This window comes from Asanoa ishikariensis (assembly GCF_900107455.1).
In the GTDB taxonomy this organism is placed as follows: Bacteria; Actinomycetota; Actinomycetes; order Mycobacteriales; family Micromonosporaceae; genus Asanoa; species Asanoa ishikariensis.
Genome location: NZ_FNQB01000001.1, coordinates 2,712,603 through 2,729,201, shown reverse-complemented (window position 1 = coordinate 2,729,201; position 16,599 = coordinate 2,712,603). Strand labels below are relative to the sequence as shown.

The 16,599-nt window shown below is 71.0% G+C and carries 15 protein-coding genes; 5 read left to right on the top strand and 10 right to left on the bottom strand.

Annotated elements, in window-relative coordinates; genetic code table 11:
- Positions 1-340: 340 nt before the first annotated feature.
- The 4 genes from ftsL to BLV39_RS44125 all read right to left on the bottom strand — a co-directional run bounded on the left by ftsL (position 341) and on the right by BLV39_RS44125 (position 3,801).
- Positions 341-877, bottom strand: a complete 537-nt coding sequence (gene ftsL, locus BLV39_RS12865; RefSeq protein ID WP_090790520.1) for a cell division protein FtsL — start codon at positions 875-877, stop codon at positions 341-343.
- Positions 874-1,983, bottom strand: a complete 1,110-nt coding sequence (gene rsmH / locus BLV39_RS12860) for a 16S rRNA (cytosine(1402)-N(4))-methyltransferase RsmH (protein WP_090790517.1) — start codon at positions 1,981-1,983, stop codon at positions 874-876. The genes ftsL and rsmH overlap by 4 nt, the downstream gene beginning before the upstream one ends.
- A gap of 196 nt (positions 1,984-2,179) precedes the next feature.
- Positions 2,180-2,611, bottom strand: a complete 432-nt coding sequence (gene mraZ, locus BLV39_RS12855) for a division/cell wall cluster transcriptional repressor MraZ (RefSeq protein ID WP_089251465.1) — start codon at positions 2,609-2,611, stop codon at positions 2,180-2,182.
- A gap of 389 nt (positions 2,612-3,000) precedes the next feature.
- Positions 3,001-3,801: a C40 family peptidase gene (locus tag BLV39_RS44125; RefSeq protein ID WP_239083917.1), complete on the bottom strand. Its 801-nt coding sequence runs from the start codon at positions 3,799-3,801 to the stop codon at positions 3,001-3,003.
- A gap of 524 nt (positions 3,802-4,325) precedes the next feature.
- Here BLV39_RS44125 and BLV39_RS12845 point away from each other — a divergent pair.
- From BLV39_RS12845 to BLV39_RS12835, 3 genes are all read left to right on the top strand, one after another.
- Complete coding sequence (locus BLV39_RS12845; RefSeq protein ID WP_090790515.1) at positions 4,326-5,546, top strand: MurT ligase domain-containing protein; 1,221 nt, start codon at positions 4,326-4,328, stop codon at positions 5,544-5,546.
- Entirely contained in the window at positions 5,536-6,246 is a 711-nt protein-coding gene (locus tag BLV39_RS12840) for a type 1 glutamine amidotransferase (RefSeq protein ID WP_090790513.1), read from the top strand. The genes BLV39_RS12845 and BLV39_RS12840 overlap by 11 nt, the downstream gene beginning before the upstream one ends.
- A gap of 74 nt (positions 6,247-6,320) precedes the next feature.
- Positions 6,321-7,016 carry a TVP38/TMEM64 family protein gene (locus tag BLV39_RS12835; RefSeq protein WP_239083932.1) on the top strand — a complete coding sequence of 232 codons (696 nt, stop codon included), beginning with the start codon at positions 6,321-6,323 and terminating at the stop codon, positions 7,014-7,016.
- Here BLV39_RS12835 and BLV39_RS12830 read toward each other — a convergent pair.
- Together BLV39_RS12830 and BLV39_RS12825 are read right to left on the bottom strand one after the other, a co-directional pair.
- Complete coding sequence (locus BLV39_RS12830) at positions 6,949-7,392, bottom strand: GNAT family N-acetyltransferase (protein WP_090790511.1); 444 nt, start codon at positions 7,390-7,392, stop codon at positions 6,949-6,951. The genes BLV39_RS12835 and BLV39_RS12830 overlap by 68 nt on opposite strands.
- Entirely contained in the window at positions 7,389-8,150 is a 762-nt protein-coding gene (locus BLV39_RS12825; protein ID WP_090790509.1) for an SDR family NAD(P)-dependent oxidoreductase, read from the bottom strand. The genes BLV39_RS12830 and BLV39_RS12825 overlap by 4 nt, the downstream gene beginning before the upstream one ends.
- A 107-nt stretch (positions 8,151-8,257) precedes the next feature.
- Between BLV39_RS12825 and BLV39_RS12820 the strand changes: the two genes are divergently transcribed.
- Positions 8,258-8,932, top strand: a complete 675-nt coding sequence (locus tag BLV39_RS12820; RefSeq protein ID WP_090790507.1) for a VOC family protein — start codon at positions 8,258-8,260, stop codon at positions 8,930-8,932.
- Between the two features lie 104 nt (positions 8,933-9,036).
- Here the strand turns inward: BLV39_RS12820 and leuS are convergent, their stop codons facing one another.
- From leuS to BLV39_RS12800, 4 genes are all read right to left on the bottom strand, one after another.
- On the bottom strand, positions 9,037-11,898 hold the full coding sequence (gene leuS, locus BLV39_RS12815; RefSeq protein WP_090791462.1) for a leucine--tRNA ligase: 2,862 nt from the start codon (positions 11,896-11,898) through the stop codon (positions 9,037-9,039).
- Positions 11,899-12,095: 197 nt separating this feature from the next.
- Positions 12,096-12,722 (bottom strand): GOLPH3/VPS74 family protein, encoded by a 627-nt coding sequence (locus BLV39_RS12810; protein WP_176984877.1) that lies wholly within the window; start codon positions 12,720-12,722, stop codon positions 12,096-12,098.
- A gap of 28 nt (positions 12,723-12,750) precedes the next feature.
- Positions 12,751-13,755 carry an acetamidase/formamidase family protein gene (locus tag BLV39_RS12805; protein WP_090790503.1) on the bottom strand — a complete coding sequence of 335 codons (1,005 nt, stop codon included), beginning with the start codon at positions 13,753-13,755 and terminating at the stop codon, positions 12,751-12,753.
- Positions 13,756-13,789: 34 nt separating this feature from the next.
- Positions 13,790-15,253 (bottom strand): APC family permease, encoded by a 1,464-nt coding sequence (locus tag BLV39_RS12800; RefSeq protein ID WP_090790501.1) that lies wholly within the window; start codon positions 15,251-15,253, stop codon positions 13,790-13,792.
- A 298-nt stretch (positions 15,254-15,551) separates the two neighbouring features.
- Between BLV39_RS12800 and BLV39_RS12795 the strand changes: the two genes are divergently transcribed.
- The gene (locus BLV39_RS12795) at positions 15,552-16,598 is read left to right on the top strand and encodes an AAA family ATPase (protein WP_090790499.1); all 1,047 of its coding nucleotides are present in this window, start codon (positions 15,552-15,554) and stop codon (positions 16,596-16,598) included.
- Position 16,599 lies beyond the last annotated feature (1 nt).

The window sequence follows — 16,599 nt, the reverse complement described above, 5'->3', positions numbered from 1 at the left end:
GCCGCCGGGGTCGCCCCCGTCCGGGCCGGGGATGCCGCCTTGCGCGGGGCTCGCGGTTCGTCGGCCCGGCCGCCGTCGACCACCCGCAGCGTCGGCTGCTCGGGCTTCGCCGGCTTCTCCGGCGTGACCGGCTTCGCCGGCGTGGCCCGGGGCGTGCGCGTGCGCGCCTGCTCCCGCACGGTCCGCCCGCGTGGCGTGTATGCCTGTGCCTCGAAGATCCCGCCCCGGCCACTGCGGGCCGGGGCGGGTCCGTCGTCATCGGCCGGCCGACCCGCGCGGGGCGGGTTCCGGCGCGCCCCGGACGGATCGCGCCGCGGGTCCGGCGTCCGCGGCGGCACGCTCACCGCCCCTGGTTGCTGGTCACCGAGGGCGCGCCCGCACCCGGCTTCGGAATACCGATGATCTTGCCGTCCTGGAGTCGGATGTAGGCCGGGTCGCCGCCGCCGACCATGCCCAGCTTGCGGGCCTGGGCGGTGAGGTTGCCCGGCGCCTGCGCCTGGGCGATCTCCCGCCGCAGCTCCTGCTCCTGGAGATCGAGTGCGCTGCCGGTCTCCTTGAGCCTCTCGACCCGGAACGCGTTCTCGGCGATCTTCGTGTTGACCACGAGGATGCCGAGCACGCCACCGACCACCAGCAGCAGGATCAGCGCGACGAACGGCACGCGCGGACCCGTCACGGGCAGCGGCGGTGCGACCTTCAGCCGCGGCACCCCCGCCGCGGGAGCGGTCGTCCGCTCTTTCGGACGCAGGGCGGCAGTGCCCTCCGTCGGGAACTGCCGCGCCGCGCGCGGGTCCGTCCGGTGCGCGCGGATCCCCCGCCCGACCTGGCGCTCCGTGGTCCGGCCCCCCGACCGCGGTGCGCGCTTCTGATCTGTCATGTTCCCTCCCCCTGGTTCTCGTCGTCCTCGTGGGACTCCGCGGCCGGAGCACGGCGGTCGCCGGCTCCGGTCCGACCCGCCGTTCGCGCGGCGGGCTGGTGCAATGCCTTGACCCGGCGTGGCCGGTCCGGTGTGACCGCGTCGGGATCGATCCGTTCCGCCGCCCGCAGCCGCACCGACGCGGCCCGCGGGTTCGCCGTCACCTCGTCCTCGCTCGGCAGCTCGATGCCGCGGGTGAGCAGACGCAGCGTCGGCCCGGTGCCGGGCAGCTCGACCGGCAGCTCGATCGGCCCGGTGGACCGGGCGCGGCCGGCCATGGCCCGCTTGGTGATCCGGTCCTCCAGCGAGTGGTACGACAGCACGACGATCCGGCCGCCCAGGTCGAGCGCGTCCAGTGCCGCCGGCACCGCCCGCTCCAACGTCTCGAGCTCGCCGTTGACCTCGATCCGCAACGCCTGGAAGCTGCGCTTGGCCGGATGCCCGCCGGTCCGCTTGCCGGCCTGCGGTATCGCGTCGCGGACGAGCTCGGCCAGCCGCGCCGACGACGTGATGGGCGCCTTGGCCCGCTCGCGCACGATCGCGTCCACGATCCGGTTGGCGAACTTCTCCTCGCCGTACACCCGCAGCACCCTGATCAGGTCCCCTGGGCTGTAGGTGTTGACGACGGTCTCGGCCGTGGTGCCCCGGGTCTGGTCCATCCGCATGTCCAGCGGCGCGTCCTGGGCGTACGCGAAGCCCCGGTCCGGGACGTCGAGTTGCAGTGAGGAGACACCGAGGTCCATCAGCACCCCGTCGACCGACGCGATGCCGAGGTCGTCGAGCACCGCGGGCAGCTCGTCGTAGACGGCGTGCACCAGCCGGACGCGGTCGTCGAAGCGGGCCAGCCGCTGCCGGGACGCCGCCAGCGCCTCGGTGTCGCGGTCGAGCCCGATCAACAGGACGTCGGGGTGCGCGGTGAGAATCGCCTCGGCGTGCCCACCGAGACCGAGGGTGGCGTCGACGTGGACGCGCGGGCCCTGCCGGGTTGGACGGCCGAGCGCCGGAGCGAGTAGCTCGAGCGTCCGCTCGAGCAGCACCGGCACGTGAGTGCCGCGTGGCTCCTGCATCGGTTGTCCCCCCAGTGACCCGCCGTCTTCCGTCGTGCCAGACGGCTGCATCGCTCGCCGTACCGCCAGATCCCCATCCGCCCCCATGCCTGGCACCGGGGAAGGGACGCCAGGGACGGAGCGGGTGGAGATCTCGCGGTACGGCGGGCGAACGGCGGCGGTACCGGGTTTTCGCGGAACCCGGTGCGACGTCGCCCTACAGTCCGCCGGGCAGCACCCCCTCCTCGATGTCGGCGAAGTCGTCTTCGCTCTCCGCGAGGTAGGTGTCCCAGGCCTGCTTGTCCCAGATCTCGACCCGGGTGCTGGCGCCGATCACGACCAGCTCCCGGGACAGACCCGCGTATTCCCGCAGGTGTGCTGGGATGGTGACCCGACCTTGTTTGTCGGGCACCTCGTCATGTGCGCTGGCGAAGAAGACCCGGCTGTAGGCCCGTGCGGCCTTGTGGGTCATCGGCTGCTCGCGCAACTGCCCCGCGATCCGCTGGAACTCGGGAGTCGGGAAGACGTAGAGACAGCGCTCCTGCCCTTTGGTGATCACGACACCTCCCGCCAACTCGTCCCGGAACTTCGCCGGCAGGATCAACCGGCCCTTTTCGTCCAGGCGTGGGGTATGCGTGCCGAGAAACATTCGGCCCACCCCCTCGCGCGGCGGGCGGATTCGCGGTCCACCCGAGGCCGGCGGACCCTCCCGGCCCCGCCATTGATCCCCACTCTACTCCACTTCCCTCCACCCGCAACCAGAATCCGCCTTCACATCCCGCCGCACCGCGCGTAAAACCGCAGGTCGAGAGGGGTGGGGCGGAGTGGAGGGCCGAGCCGGCCCACTGCTTGTCCAAATACCGACAAGCTCCATTGAGCGCGTAACGATTTGCACAATCGCCTCGTTAGCCACACCCGTTACGGACGTTTGGGGGCCTCTCGGGGCTTGGTGGAGGGATTTCCTCGGCAAGTGGTGGAGCGAAGTGGGGGCACGGCGGCCAGGCCGCCGTGCCCCCACGGGAATCGCTACGAGGAACGTCAGACGAGCCGGCGCACCACGTAGTTCCGCGACCAGATCTTGTGCTTGCCCACCCGGCTGCCGGCGTGCGGCGAGTCGTACATGTAGCCGCCTCCCGCGTAGACGCCGGCGTGCGTGCCGTACGAACCGCTGCGGACGACGATCAGGTCACCGGGGCGGGCGGCCGACTTCGACACCGCCCGGCCGTACCGCTGCTGGCTGTTCGCCTTGTGCGGCAGCTTCTTGCCCGCCGCCTTGCGGTAGACGTACATCGTGTAGCCGGAGCAGTCGAAGGCCGACGGCCCGGAGGCCGCGTACCGGTACGGCTTGCCGACGTGCTTCTTGGCTTCCGCGAGCACCTTCGCGCCGCTCGGCGTGACGGTGACCCGCATGGTCGGCGACCAGTACCTGGCGTAGCCACCACCACCCTTGAACACGATGCGGTACGAGGTGGTGGAGAGCGGCTTGACCGAGAACCAGTTGTAGCCGTTGGTGTACAACGCCTTGGTTCCCCTGGCCCGCCAGGTCCGCGAGGCGGCGGACCACTGCTCGAGTGCCACCGCCGTCCCCGCGCCCGCGGGCTTGCCGGTCTTGGGGTCGGTCACGGTGATCCGCAACGTCGCGGCGCTGCCCCACGGGAGTTTCGGCCGCGTGTTGCTCGCGGCGATCGCCGGCCGGATTGCGGCCTCGGCCGCTGCGGCCCGCGCCGGCAACGTGGCGATCAGTTGGCCGGCGCACAGACACGCGGCGGCGGTGGTAGCGACGATCCTGCCGGCTCGGGCGGCGGACCGACCCGGACGGCGTGAACGGAGCTCTAGCACTTACGAGATCCCTCCGGCACGCGTACGGAAGGCGCCGCCGGGTGTACGGGCGCGGCTGTTGCCGCGCCGGACGACCCCCGGCGTCCGCCCCGTCCGCTGGCGGCGGAGTGGCGACGCTGGTTCCCCCCATCCCCGCTCTGGTTTGCCGTGGGCTCGACGTCAAGGACTGCACCGCGGGGATGAGCGGGGTGAGGCGTGTCCCCATGCGGCACGGTGGCCACGCGATTAACGTGACCGGCCCTCAGTTTGTAGCCGATCGGGTGTTATACGTAGCGAGACCGATTCATTACCCAATGAAGTTGGCACGCGGCACCTCGCCCAGATAGACAGGCAGTGCCCGATTCCTCACCGACAGTGGGTCACTGTCCGATCCGCAGTCCGTGATAACGATCAGTGACGATAGGCACACGACTCGTTCGGGTACCCAGGGATAAATCGGACATTTTCCCGGTCCCGACGTCTGCGCGCGACCAGCCGCGTGCTATGTCCTGTCCGGTAACCTCGCTCGCGTGACGGACGCGAAAATGCCCCTGCGGGCGAAGGTGGCCAGCTCGGTGTCGCGCACCGCGGCGGCGCTCTCCCGCGCCGCCGGGCGCGGTGACGGTTCCGTGATCGGCGGGTGGATCGGACTCAAGATCGACCCTGAGCTGCTCACCCACCTCGCCGCCGGGCGGTCGGTGGCGCTGATCTCCGGCACCAACGGCAAGACCACCACGACGAAGCTCACCGTGGCCGCGCTCGAGAGCGCCGGCCGGGTGGCCACCAACGCGTTCGGCGCCAACATGCCGACGGGCCACACCTCCGCGCTGGCCAAGGCCGGCTCGACGCCGTACGCGGTGCTCGAGGTCGACGAGCACTACCTGGCCCGGGTACTCGAGGAGACCCGTCCGCGGGTCGTCGCGCTGCTCAACCTCTCCCGCGACCAGCTCGACCGGGCCAAGGAGGTGGCGATGATGGCGCAGATGTGGCGGACCGCGCTGGCCGCCCACCCCGGCGTGCAGATCGTCGCCAACGCCGACGACCCGATGGTCACCTGGGCGGCGCTCGGCTCCCCCTCGGTGACCTGGTTCAGCGCCGGCCAGCGCTGGCACGACGACTCCTGGGTCTGCCCCGAGTGCGGCGGCGCCATCCAGCGGGCGGGCGGCGACTGGCGGTGCACCACGTGCCCGCTGCGCCGGCCGAGGCCGCACTGGGTGGTCGAGGAGGACGGCGTCGTGGACCCGACCGGCGCGTGGCACCAGGTGAAGCTCCAGCTCCCCGGCACGGTCAACATCGGCAACGCGGCCACCGCGCTCGCGGTCGCCGCGCAGTTCGGCGTCCGTCCCGCCGACGCGGTCATGCGACTGAGCACGGTGACCTCGGTCGCCGGCCGCTACGCCCAGGTCGAGCGCGACGGGCGGCTGATCCGGCTGCTGCTCGCGAAGAACCCGGCGAGCTGGCTCGAGGCCTTCGACATGGCCGAGGCGGCACCCACCCTGCTGTCCATCAACGCCCGGGACCCCGACGGCCTGGACACGTCGTGGCTGTTCGACGTGGACTTCGCCCCGTTGTACGGCCGGCGCGTGCTGATCACCGGCGACCGCGCGTACGACCTGGCCGTGCGCCTCCAGGTCAACGGCATCCCCTTCGAGCACGTCACCTCCTTCCCCGACGCGCTCGCGGCGGTGCCGCCCGGCCGGCTCGAAGTGATCGCCAACTACACCGCCTTCCAGGACATCCGAGCGGAGCTGGACCGTGTCAACTGAAGACCTGCGGATCGTCTGGATCTACCCGGACCTGCTGTCCACCTACGGCGACCGCGGCAACATGCTGATCTTGGCCGCCCGGGCGCGGGGCCGTGGCATCCCGGTGGAGACCATCGAGATCCGCTCCGACCAGGCGCTCCCCGACTCCGCCGACCTCTACCTGATCGGCGGCGGCGAGGACGGCCCCCAGGCCCTGGCCGCCCAGCGGCTCAACGCCGACGGCGGCCTGCACCGGGCGGTCGCGCGGGGCTCCGTGGTGTTCGCGGTGTGCGCCGGCTACCAGTTGCTCGGCACGTCCTTCTTCGCCAAGGGCTCCTCCTACCCCGGCCTGTCGCTGCTGGACCTCCAGTCCGACCGGGGCCCCGCCCGGGCCGTCGGTGAGCTGCACGGGGTGATCGACCCGCGGTTGGGCCTGCCGCCGCTGTCCGGCTTCGAGAACCACGGCGGGCGTACGCATCTCGGCCCGGGCGTCTCCCCACTGGCCCAGGTGACCACGGGCATCGGCAACGACGGCACCAGCGAGGGTGCGTGGCGGGGCAACCTGATCGGCACGTACTCCCACGGTCCTGCCCTGTCCCGCAACCCGGCGCTGGCGGACCTGCTGCTGCGCTGGGCGACCGGAGCGGGCTACCTGCCGCCGCTCGACGACACCTGGACCGACCGCCTGCGCCATGAGCGCCAGGTCGCCGTCGCACCGTGACCGAGTCGCCGGAGCCGCGGCCGGCGATCGAGGCGCCGCCGGCCCGGCCCGCGCTTCCGCCTGGCCCGGCCCGGTTGGCCCTGACGGCCGGCGCCCGCCGGCGCTGGCACCCGGTGCTGCGGTTCGCCATCCTGGTCGCCATGCTCGGCGCGTTCGGCCTGCTTCTGTTGGTGGCCCCGCCCGACCTGCGGGCGATCCCGGACGCGGTCGACCGGCTGGGGCCGTTCGCGCCGGTGGCGGCGGTCGGCGTGGGTGCCGCGCTGCTGATCGTGCTGGTGCCGCGCACCTTGATCACGGTGGCCTGGGGTGCGCTGTTCGGTCCACTGGGCGGCGCCGGCTACACGCTGGCGGCCGCGTTCCTGGCCGCGCTGCTGGGTTTCGGGATCGGCCGCTGGCTGGGGCGGGACTTCGTCCTCGAACGGGTGCGGGGCCGGCTGGCCCGGCTCGACGGCTGGTTCACCCGGCAGTCCGTGTTCGGCGTGATCACCGTCCGGCTCCTGCCGATCGGCGGGTTCGGCCTGGTCAGCTACGGCTACGGCACGACCGGGGCGCGGTTGGCTCCCTACCTGGTGGGCAGCGTGATCGCCTCGACGCCGTCCGCCTTCGGCTACGCGGCCATCGGGTCGGCGGTGGTGTCGCCGGGTTCCATCAACTGGTTCGCGGTGGCGCCGGCCTCGTTCGGGCTGTTCGCCACGGCGGTCATCATCTGGCGCTGGCGCCGCTCCGGCGGACCATCCAGACGTCGATCGGATCCTCCCGCTCCACGGTGAAGCCGTGCCGTTCGTACAGCCGGCGGGCCTTGCTGCCCTGCAGGACGTTGAGGCGGACGGTGTCGCGCTCCTGGTCCAGCACGGTGCGCAGGACGGCTGAGCCGAGGCCCTGACCCTGCCGGGCCGGCGCGAGATAGAAGTGCTCCAGCCGCCGGCCGTCGTCGGCGGGGCGCATGGCGACGCTGCCGGCGAAGGCGCCGTCGACCACGATGATCGACGTGTGCTGCGGCTCGAAGCCGTCCCGCAGCCGCTGGCGCACGCGATGCTCGTCGAATCGGCCCAGCCGTTCGAGGTCCGCGCGCAGCACGACCGCCCTGAGCTCCGCGACGGGCTCGACGTCCGCCGCGGTCGCGGGGCGCAGCGACCACGTGGTCACGCGGTGGTGCCTCCGTCGACGACGACGTCGTGGCCGACCACGAAGCTGGACTCGTCGGACGCCAGCCAGAGCACGGCCTGGGCCACTTCCCGTGGCTCACTGACCCGGCCGGCCGGGACCGTGGTCCGGATCCGGGCGTCCCGGTCCTCCCGGGTCTCGCCGGGCCGGAAGGACATCGGGGTGTCGCTGGCGCCGGGGCTGACCGCGTTGATCCGGATGCCGTCACCGATGTGGTCGCGGGCGGCGGTGCGGGTCAGCACGCTGACGGCGGCCTTGGTCGCCGCGTAGGCCGCGATGCCCGGCCGGCGGCCGTGCGCCCCGATGTTGGACGCCATGTTGACGATGACCCCGCCGCCGTTGGTCCGCATGTGCCTGATCTCGTGCTTCATCGCGAGGAAGACGCCGGTCAGGTTGACGTCGACGTGCCGCGCCCAGTCCTTCTCGTCCACATCGGCCAGCGGCGCCGGCGGGGTGAAGACGCCCGCGCTGTTGAAGGCCACGTGCAACCCGCCGTGGCGCCGGACGACCTCCGCGACCAGGGTGGCCAACTGCCCGCTGTCGGTGACGTCGGCCGCGACCCAGTCGATCTCGCCGTCGCCGTCGCCCTCGTCCAGCCGGCCGGCCGCCGCCGCGAGCTTCTTGCCGTCCCGCCCCGCCAGCACGACGGTCGCACCCCGCTCCGCGAACGCCTGCGCCGTAGCACCGGCGATCACTCCGGCGCCCCCGGTGATCAGCACAACCCGACCGTCAAATCTCATGGTCGTATTCCTACTGACCGCTCTTTCCGCACCCGACACCGCGCACCGCCGCGGTGAGCCTTGTCTCCCCGGCGGAATTGTCGGTGGTCCATGCGACGATCCCCGGCATGGAAGAGACGTCGCGCCGCCAGGAAGCCTCCGACGCGGTCAGCCACCTGGGCTGGCGCCTGTTGCTCGGCACACTGCGCACCAGCGTCCCGGTGAGCTCGCTGTCCCAGGCGGCCTCGGCGGCGACGCATGCGGTCGCGACGTGCGGCAGCGAGGCCGACGACCACCTACGCGTCGACCTCCGCCCGGAGCGCGTGGTCCTGACGCTCCAGTCGCGCAAGCGGGCGGCCGTGACCGCCCGCGACGTCGACCTGGCCCGCCGCCTCACCGCCGCGCTGTCCGACTTGGGCCTACGGACAGACCCGGCGATCGGAGCCGGAGCGGTCCAGCTCCTGGAGATCGCGATCGACGCACTGGACATCGCGGCGATCCGGCCGTTCTGGGCGGCGGTGCTCGGCTACGCGCCCGAGCCTGACGCGGACATCGTCCTCGTCGACCCGTTCGGCCAGGGCCCGGCGATCTGGTTCCAGCAGATGGACCAGCCCCGCCCGCAACGCAACCGCATCCACTTCGACGTGTGCGTCCCCCACGACGAGGCCGCCGGCCGACTAGAGGCGGCCCTGGCCGCCGGCGGCCGCCTCGTCTCGTCGGCGGAAGCCCCGGCCTTCTGGGTCCTGGCCGACCCCGAGGGCAACGAGGCCTGCATCACCACCTGGCAGGGCCGCGACGACTAACCCGCACTGGGACCGAGGGACCAACGACGGAGGCCGGGTCCGGCGGGAGCGACGGTCGCGCTCCCGACGGACCCGGGACTTCAATCTCTGGATCTGGAGGTCGCTCAGACGACGACGCTGACCATGCGGCCCTTGATGACGATGACCTTCTTCGGCGCCTTGCCGCTCAGGGCCTCGTCGACCGCCGCCAGGGCCGCCGCCCGCACCTCGTCCTCGGCCGCGTCAACGGCCACGGAGACACGGCCGCGGACCTTGCCGTTGATCTGCACTGGATAGGTGACCTCCTCGGCGACCAGCAGTGCCGGGTTGGCGACCGGGAAGTCGGTGTAGGCCAGCGACTCCGTGTGCCCCAGCCGCTGCCACAGCTCCTCGGCCACGTGCGGGGCGAACGGCGCCGTCATCAGGACCAGCGGCTCGACCACCTCGCGCGGCGCCGTGCCGCCCAGGGCGGTCAGGGTGTTGGTCAGCTCGATCAGCTTGGCCACGCCCGTGTTGAAGCGCAGGTCGTCCAGGTCGCCGCGGACGCCGTCGATGATCCGGTGCAGCACGCGGCGGGTCGGCTCGTCGGCCGGCTCGTCGCTGATCCGGGTCGCGCCGGTCTCCTCGTCGACCACCAGGCGCCAGACCCGCTGCAGGAAGCGCTGCGCACCGACCACGGCGCGGGTCTCCCACGGGCGGGAGACGTCCAGCGGGCCCATCGCCATCTCGTAGACCCGGAACGTGTCGGCACCGTATGCCTCACACATCTCGTCCGGGGTCACGACGTTCTTCAGCGACTTGCCCATCTTGCCGTACTCGCGCTTGACCTCCACGCCCTCGTGGAACCAGTGGCCGTCGCGGTCCTCGACCTCCTCGGCCGGCACCACCATGCCGCGCTCGTCGCGGAACGCGTACGCCTGGATGTAGCCCTGGTTGAACAGGCGGCGGTACGGCTCGAACGACGACACGTGGCCCAGGTCGAACAGGACCTTGTGCCAGAACCGGGCGTACAGCAGGTGCAGGACGGCGTGCTCGACGCCGCCGACGTACAGGTCGACGCCGCCGGGGTCACCCTCGTGGCGCGGGCCCATCCAGTAGGCCTCGCTCTCCGGGTCGACGGCCTGCTTGTCGTTGTGCGGGTCCAGGTAGCGCAGCGAGTACCAGCACGAGCCGGCCCAGTTGGGCATCGTGTTGGTGTCACGGACGTAGCGCTTCGGGCCGTCGCCCAGGTCCAGCTCGACGTCGACCCACTCGCGGGCCCGGGACAGCGGCGTCTCCGGGTTGCTGCCCGCGTCGTCCGCGTCGAACGTGCGCGGCGCGAAGTCGTCGACCTCCGGCAGCGAGACCGGCAGCATCGAGTCGGGCAGGGCGACCGGCAGCCCGGTCTCGTCGTAGACGATCGGGAACGGCTCGCCCCAGTAGCGCTGGCGGCTGAACAGCCAGTCGCGCAGCCGGTAGGTGGTGGCGCCGGTGCCGGCTCCGCGCGCCTCCAGCCAGGCGATCATGGTCGCCTTGGCCTCGGTGACACCCAGGCCGTCCAGCACCAGGTCACGGTCGGGTGCGGCGGAGTTGATGGCCGGACCGTCGCCGGTGAACGCCTTGCCGTCGAAGCCGTCGGTCGGCCGCACCGTGCGGATGATCGGCAGCTCGAAGACCTCCGCGAACTCCCAGTCCCGCTCGTCCTGGCCGGGCACCGCCATGATCGCGCCGGTGCCGTAGCCGGCCAGCACGTAGTCGGCGATGAACACCGGGACGCGCGCGCCGTTGACGGGGTTGACCGCGTACGTGCCGGTGAAGACGCCGGTCTTGTCGCGCGCCTCGGCGGCCCGCTCGACCTCGGTCTTGCGGGCGGCGGCCCGCCGATATTCGGCAACCGCCTGCACCGGCGTCTCGTGCCCACCGGTCCACGGAGCGTGGGTGCCCTCCGGCCAGTGCGCGGCGGTCAGCGTGTCGACGATCGGGTGCTCCGGCGCGACGACCATGTAGGTGGCGCCGAACAGCGTGTCGGGTCGGGTGGTGAAGACGGTGATCTCACCCTCGGCGCCGGCCGCGGTCTCGAACGGGAAGTCGACGTGCGCGCCGGTGGAGCGGCCGATCCAGTTGCGCTGCATCATCTTGACCGGCTCGGGCCAGTCCAGCGTCTCCAGGTCGTCGACCAGCCGGTCGGCGTACGCGGTGATCCGCATCATCCACTGCTTCAGGCGGCGCTTGAAGACGGGGTAGTTGCCCCGCTCGCTGCGGCCGTCGGGCGTGACCTCCTCGTTGGCCAGCACGGTGCCCAGCCCCGGGCACCAGTTCACCGGCGCCTCGGAGACGTACGCCAGCCGGTGCTCGTCCAGCAGCGCGCGGCGCTCCACACCGGACAGCTCGGCCCACGGCTTGTCACCGGGAGTCGGCCGGGTGCCGGCGGCGTACTCGGCGATCAGGTCGTCGATGGGCCGTGCCTTGCCGGCGGCAGCGTCGTACCAGGAGTTGAAGATCTGCAGGAAGATCCACTGGGTCCAGCGGAAGAACTCCGGCTCGCTGGTCGCGACCCGCCGGCGCTCGTCGTAGCCCATGCCCAGGCGGCGCAGCTGTGCCCAGAACCGGACCATGTTGCGCTCGGTGGTGATCCGCGGGTGGGTGCCGGTCTGCACCGCGTACTGCTCGGCGGGCAGCCCGAAGGCGTCGAAGCCCATCGGGTGCAGCACGTTGAAGCCGGTCATCCGCTTGTAGCGGGTGTAGACATCCGTGCCGATGTAGCCCAGCGGGTGACCGACGTGCAGGCCGTCGCCGGACGGGTAGGGGAACATGTCGTGCACGTACATCTTGGGAGCGCCGGCCCGGGGGTGCTCAGGGTCGGCCAGCTCGCCGACCGGGTTCGGCGCCCGGAACGTGCCCCGGGCCTCCCAGTAGTCCTGCCACCGCTGCTCGATGTCGCCGGCCAGCGCGGCCGTGTATCGGAACGGAGGGACGTCCTGGTCGGAACGCTCGGCTGCCTCGCTCATGTTCGCCACCTCGGTATTTTCATCGTCAGGGCCAGCACCGCGTCGCGCGGGGTGAATGATCGGCGGTTTTGATCAAGCTAAGAAGGGCATAAAAAAGCCCCTCACACAGGAGGGGTAGCCGTGCCGGTCGCGTCAGCGCGTCAGCACGGCTCGATAAGGAGCAGGAAGGCCCTGGCCATGGGGGCATAATACCCCGGTCAGCGATAGATCGCGAACGCCGCACTCGCCACCGTCGTGCCGACGGCATCGATGATCTCCCGCACCGGGTCGGACAGCTTGCCCCGGATCTCCCGCAGGCGCTGGTCGAGCCCGGCCAGCGGCATGGCGACGAAGACGTGGTCGTGCAGCAGCACCGCGTGCACCAGACCGCACAGGGCGGCGGTCGGCTCGTCGGGCTGCGAACGGCCGTGTGCCGCGTACCACATCCGGACCGTGATCGACCGGACCACCGTCTCGTCGACCGGGTAGCGGGTCACCGACAGCAGCCCGAGCCGGCGCTGGGCGACCTTGGTGAGCACGCCCTCGGCCAGCAGGTCGGCCCGGACGGTGTCGCCGGCTCCGGTGCGGAGCTGGTTCAGCGCCCCGGCCAGCGGTGGCGGCTTGGTCGCGCGCCCGATCGCCGCCAGCAGGGCGTCGGTCTCGGCGTCGCCGGTCGACACCGCCTCGATCACGCCGAGCCGACCACCGGAGACGCCGACCCGGCCGGCGAGCACGAGCTCGACCAGCCGGGCACCGGCGACTCCGATGTCGAGGCTCTCCGGGTGAACGGCCGGCTTGCCGGCGTTGTCGAAGCCGAGCACGAACAGTTCTTCGCGCAGCCGCACCGAATCCGTCCCTCCCCCTCGACGGCGTTCAGCGATAGCTGTCGGCGAGGGCGCGCAGTCGGGCGTGGGCGCCCTGATACATGTCGACGGAGGGAAGATAGCGCTTGGCCACCTTGGCGACCATCGTGTAGTTGGCGTCACACACATTGCCCACGGGTGCCTCGCCCGCCTGGCTGATCAGTTGATAGGAGTCGAGGACGTCCAGCTTGCCGGCGTCGGCGACCCAGGTGACCAGGTCGTGCTGGCTCATCCGGAACGCGTCCTCCAGCGGTCGCGCCGAACCCGCCGACATCAGGTGGTCGTCCGTCTCCAGCCGCGGAGTCGGCGTGGCCACACCCTTGATCAGCTCGACCGCGACGACGGTGTTCATCGCCGCCTCGACCGCGACACCGCTGACCTCGCCCTGGCCCTGGCGGGCGTGCCCGTCACCGAGCGCGAACAGCGCGCCCGGCACGTTGACACCGAAGTAGACGGTGCTGCCCGCGCGCAGTTCCGGGGTGTCCATGTTGCCGCCGTGCACGTCCGGGACGATGGTCATCCGGGCTTCGAACGCGCCCGGTGCGAGCCCGACCGTGCCGTGCATCGGGTCCAGCGGCAGGTCGACGGTGAAGTCGCTGTTGCGGGCCGTGTACCGGACCAGCCCGTTGGTCTTGTCGATCTCGTAGACCCAGACCCGCTCCTCGAGCGGCTCGTGCAGCATCGCCGTGGTGTGCGTCGCGGTGAGCGCGCCGAAGTGCGGGAACGTCGACGAGACGGCCCAGTCGCGGGCCGGCGTGATCGACACGAAGTGCAGCGCGAGCGTGTCGCCGGGCTCCGCACCCTCCACGTAGAACGGTCCGGTGACCGGGTTGAGGTAGGGGAACTCACAGACCTGCGAGGGCAGGTCGCCGACACCCCTGACGACACCACCGAAACAGTCCTCGGTGTACGTGTCCAGGATGTCCCCGGACTTGATGCGGGCCACCGGCTCACGGCCGCCGAACGTGTAGCTCAGTTCGGCGGCCGTCGGCCGGTAGCGGAGAACGTCGGTCACGCTTCCGCCTTCCGTGTGTGCTGTGCTCGTGATCTTAGGGAGCCGGCGTCAGGTTGTCGTCGGGGTCCACCGTCGTCTCCTCGGACATGCCGGAGAGCATCGGCGTGCGCTTGGTGGCGACCAGGAAGGCGACCACGGCGATGCCGAGGAGGACCCAGATCCCGCCGATCAACTGGGCGAAGATCTTCTGGTTGATCACGACGAAGACGAGCATGCCCAGGCCGAGCGCCGGCAGGATCGCGTGGCGCACCCAGTCGCGACTGCCGTTGCGGACCACGTACCACCAGAACACCGTCACGTGCAGCACGATGAACGCGACCAGCGCACCGAAGTTCACCAGGCGGCCGAGGTCGGCGATCGCGTCGGCCTCCCGGGTGAACCAGAGCGTCAGGCCGAGCACCAGGGACAGACCGGCGACCAGGAACACCGCGTTGGTCGGCACCGCGTGCTTCGGCGACACCTTGGCCAGGAACGACGGGAGTTGCTTGTCGCGGGCCATCGCGAAGAGCAGCCGTGAGGTGGCGCCCTGCGCGACCATCGCGTTGGCGATGCCCCAGGCCAGCGCGGTGGCCAGCGAGGTCAGCACGTACATCCAGTGCCCGCTGGCCGACTCGGCGGCCGCGGCGAACTCGTCGCCGGCTACCGGGCCGCCGTTGAGCAGGGCATCCGGGTTCGGCACGAGCATCGAGCCGAGCCAGGTCTGCAGGACGAACAGCACGCCCGCGACGATCAGGGCGCCGGCCATCGCGCGACCGATCTTGCTGGCCTCCTCGCGGTTCTCCTCGGCGAGCATCGAGATGCCGTCGAAGCCGAGGAAGGAGAGCATCGCGACGCCGACGGCGGCGAAGATCAGGGACCAGCCGAACAGGTCACCGTTGAACAGCGCGGTGCCGGCGGACAGGCCGTTGCCCTTGCCCTGGCCGAGCGCGATCAGGAAGACGACGACCACCAGGGCCAGCACGATGAGCTGGGCGATCAGGAACCAGCGGGTCACGGTCGCGGTGATTTTGATGCCGAGGTAGTTGACGACGGTGTTGACGAGGACGAAGAGGACCAGCCATACCGCTGTCGGAATCGCGGTCACGATCGCGTTCATCGAGAATGCCGCGACCACGTAGAGAAGGCTGGGAACGAGGATGTAGTCGAGCAGAATCGCCCAACCCGCGACGAATCCGACCGGTGGCGCGATTCCACGGCTCGCGTAGTTGTAGACGGATCCGGCCATGGGGAAGGCCTTCACCATCTGCGCGTACGAGTTGGCCGTGAACAGCATCGCCACGAGCGCGACGAGATAAGTGAGGGCGACCATGCCGCCCGAGACCTGGAAGACCGAGCCGAAGATCGCGAAGGGTGCGATCGGCACCATGAACACGAGGCCGTAGGCCAGCATGTCCATGAAACGGAGCTCCCGCCGAAGCTCCTGGCGGTAACCGAAGTTCTCGAGGGACGCCGGGCCCTCTGCCGGTTGCGGACGCGAGTCCGCCTGAGGGGAAGCCATGGCGCATCACGATAGTGGTCGATGATCGTTTATGAAAGATATCAATCCGCCATTTCACCGCGCGGTTTGTCGTTGTTTCCGATTATCCGGCGAAGACCCTCTCGCGCGGCCAAACCACCCATCCTGGACAGCGGGGGCAGCCGGGTCGGCGCCGCCGAAAAATCCAGATAGCCTGATGGGACGGGTGGGGCCGGCGGTGTTGCGGCGGCCTGCCGAATTCTGCCCGCACCGGGTGAACCAAACCACGGGCCCAGACGCTCTTGAGTATGAAGCCGCAACACCCCCGAGGAGGAGGCCCGTGACACAGCAGACCTGGGACGATCTGGGCGCACCATTGCCCGGTCCCGAGTTCCGAGCTGCCAGCGACGCCATCGTGACCAACATCGAGCAGGTCATCGAAGGCAAGACGGCAACGGTGCGACTAGCGCTCGCCGTCCTCCTGGCAGAGGGCCACCTGCTGATCGAAGACGTCCCCGGCGTCGGCAAGACCAAGCTGGCCAAGGCGCTGGCCCGGTCGATCGACTGTTCCGTGCGACGCATCCAGTTCACTCCGGACCTGCTGCCCAGCGACGTCACCGGGGTCAGCGTCTACAACCAGGAGAACCACGACTTCGAGTTCAAGCCGGGCGCGGTGTTCGCCAACCTGGTGGTCGGCGACGAGATCAACCGCGCCTCGCCGAAGACCCAGTCGGCGCTGCTGGAGTGCATGGAAGAGCATCAGGTCACCGTCGACGGCACCACCTACGAGCTGCAGACGCCGTTCATGGTGATCGCGACGCAGAACCCGATCGAGATGGAAGGCACCTACCCGCTGCCCGAGGCGCAGCGCGACCGGTTCACCGCCCGGATCGCGATGGGTTACCCCGACCCCGCCGCCGAGCTCGCGATGCTGGACGCGCACGGCGCGCACGACCCGCTGCAGGCGCTGCGGCCGGTCGCCGACGCCAACACCGTGCGGCGGCTGATCGCCACGGTGCGCGACGTGCACGTGGCCGACGCGGTGAAGCAATATGCGGTCGACCTGGTCACCGCCACCCGCGAGGCGCCCGACCTGCGGCTCGGTTCGTCGCCCCGCGCGGCGCTGCACCTGATCCGCACGGCCCGGGCCGTCGCCGCCCTCGAAAGCCGCGACTACGTCCTCCCCGACGACCTCCAGGCGCTGGCCGTGCCGGTGCTCGCGCACCGGATCATCCCGACCGCCGACGCCCAGCTCGCCCGCCGCACGACCGACGCGATCGTCGCCGACATCGTGCACCGGTTGCCGCTCCCCCACCACCGCGCCCAGTCCCCATACGACACCCGGCCACAGTCCACCGACGGACGCGGCGACTACCGGAGGATGTGAC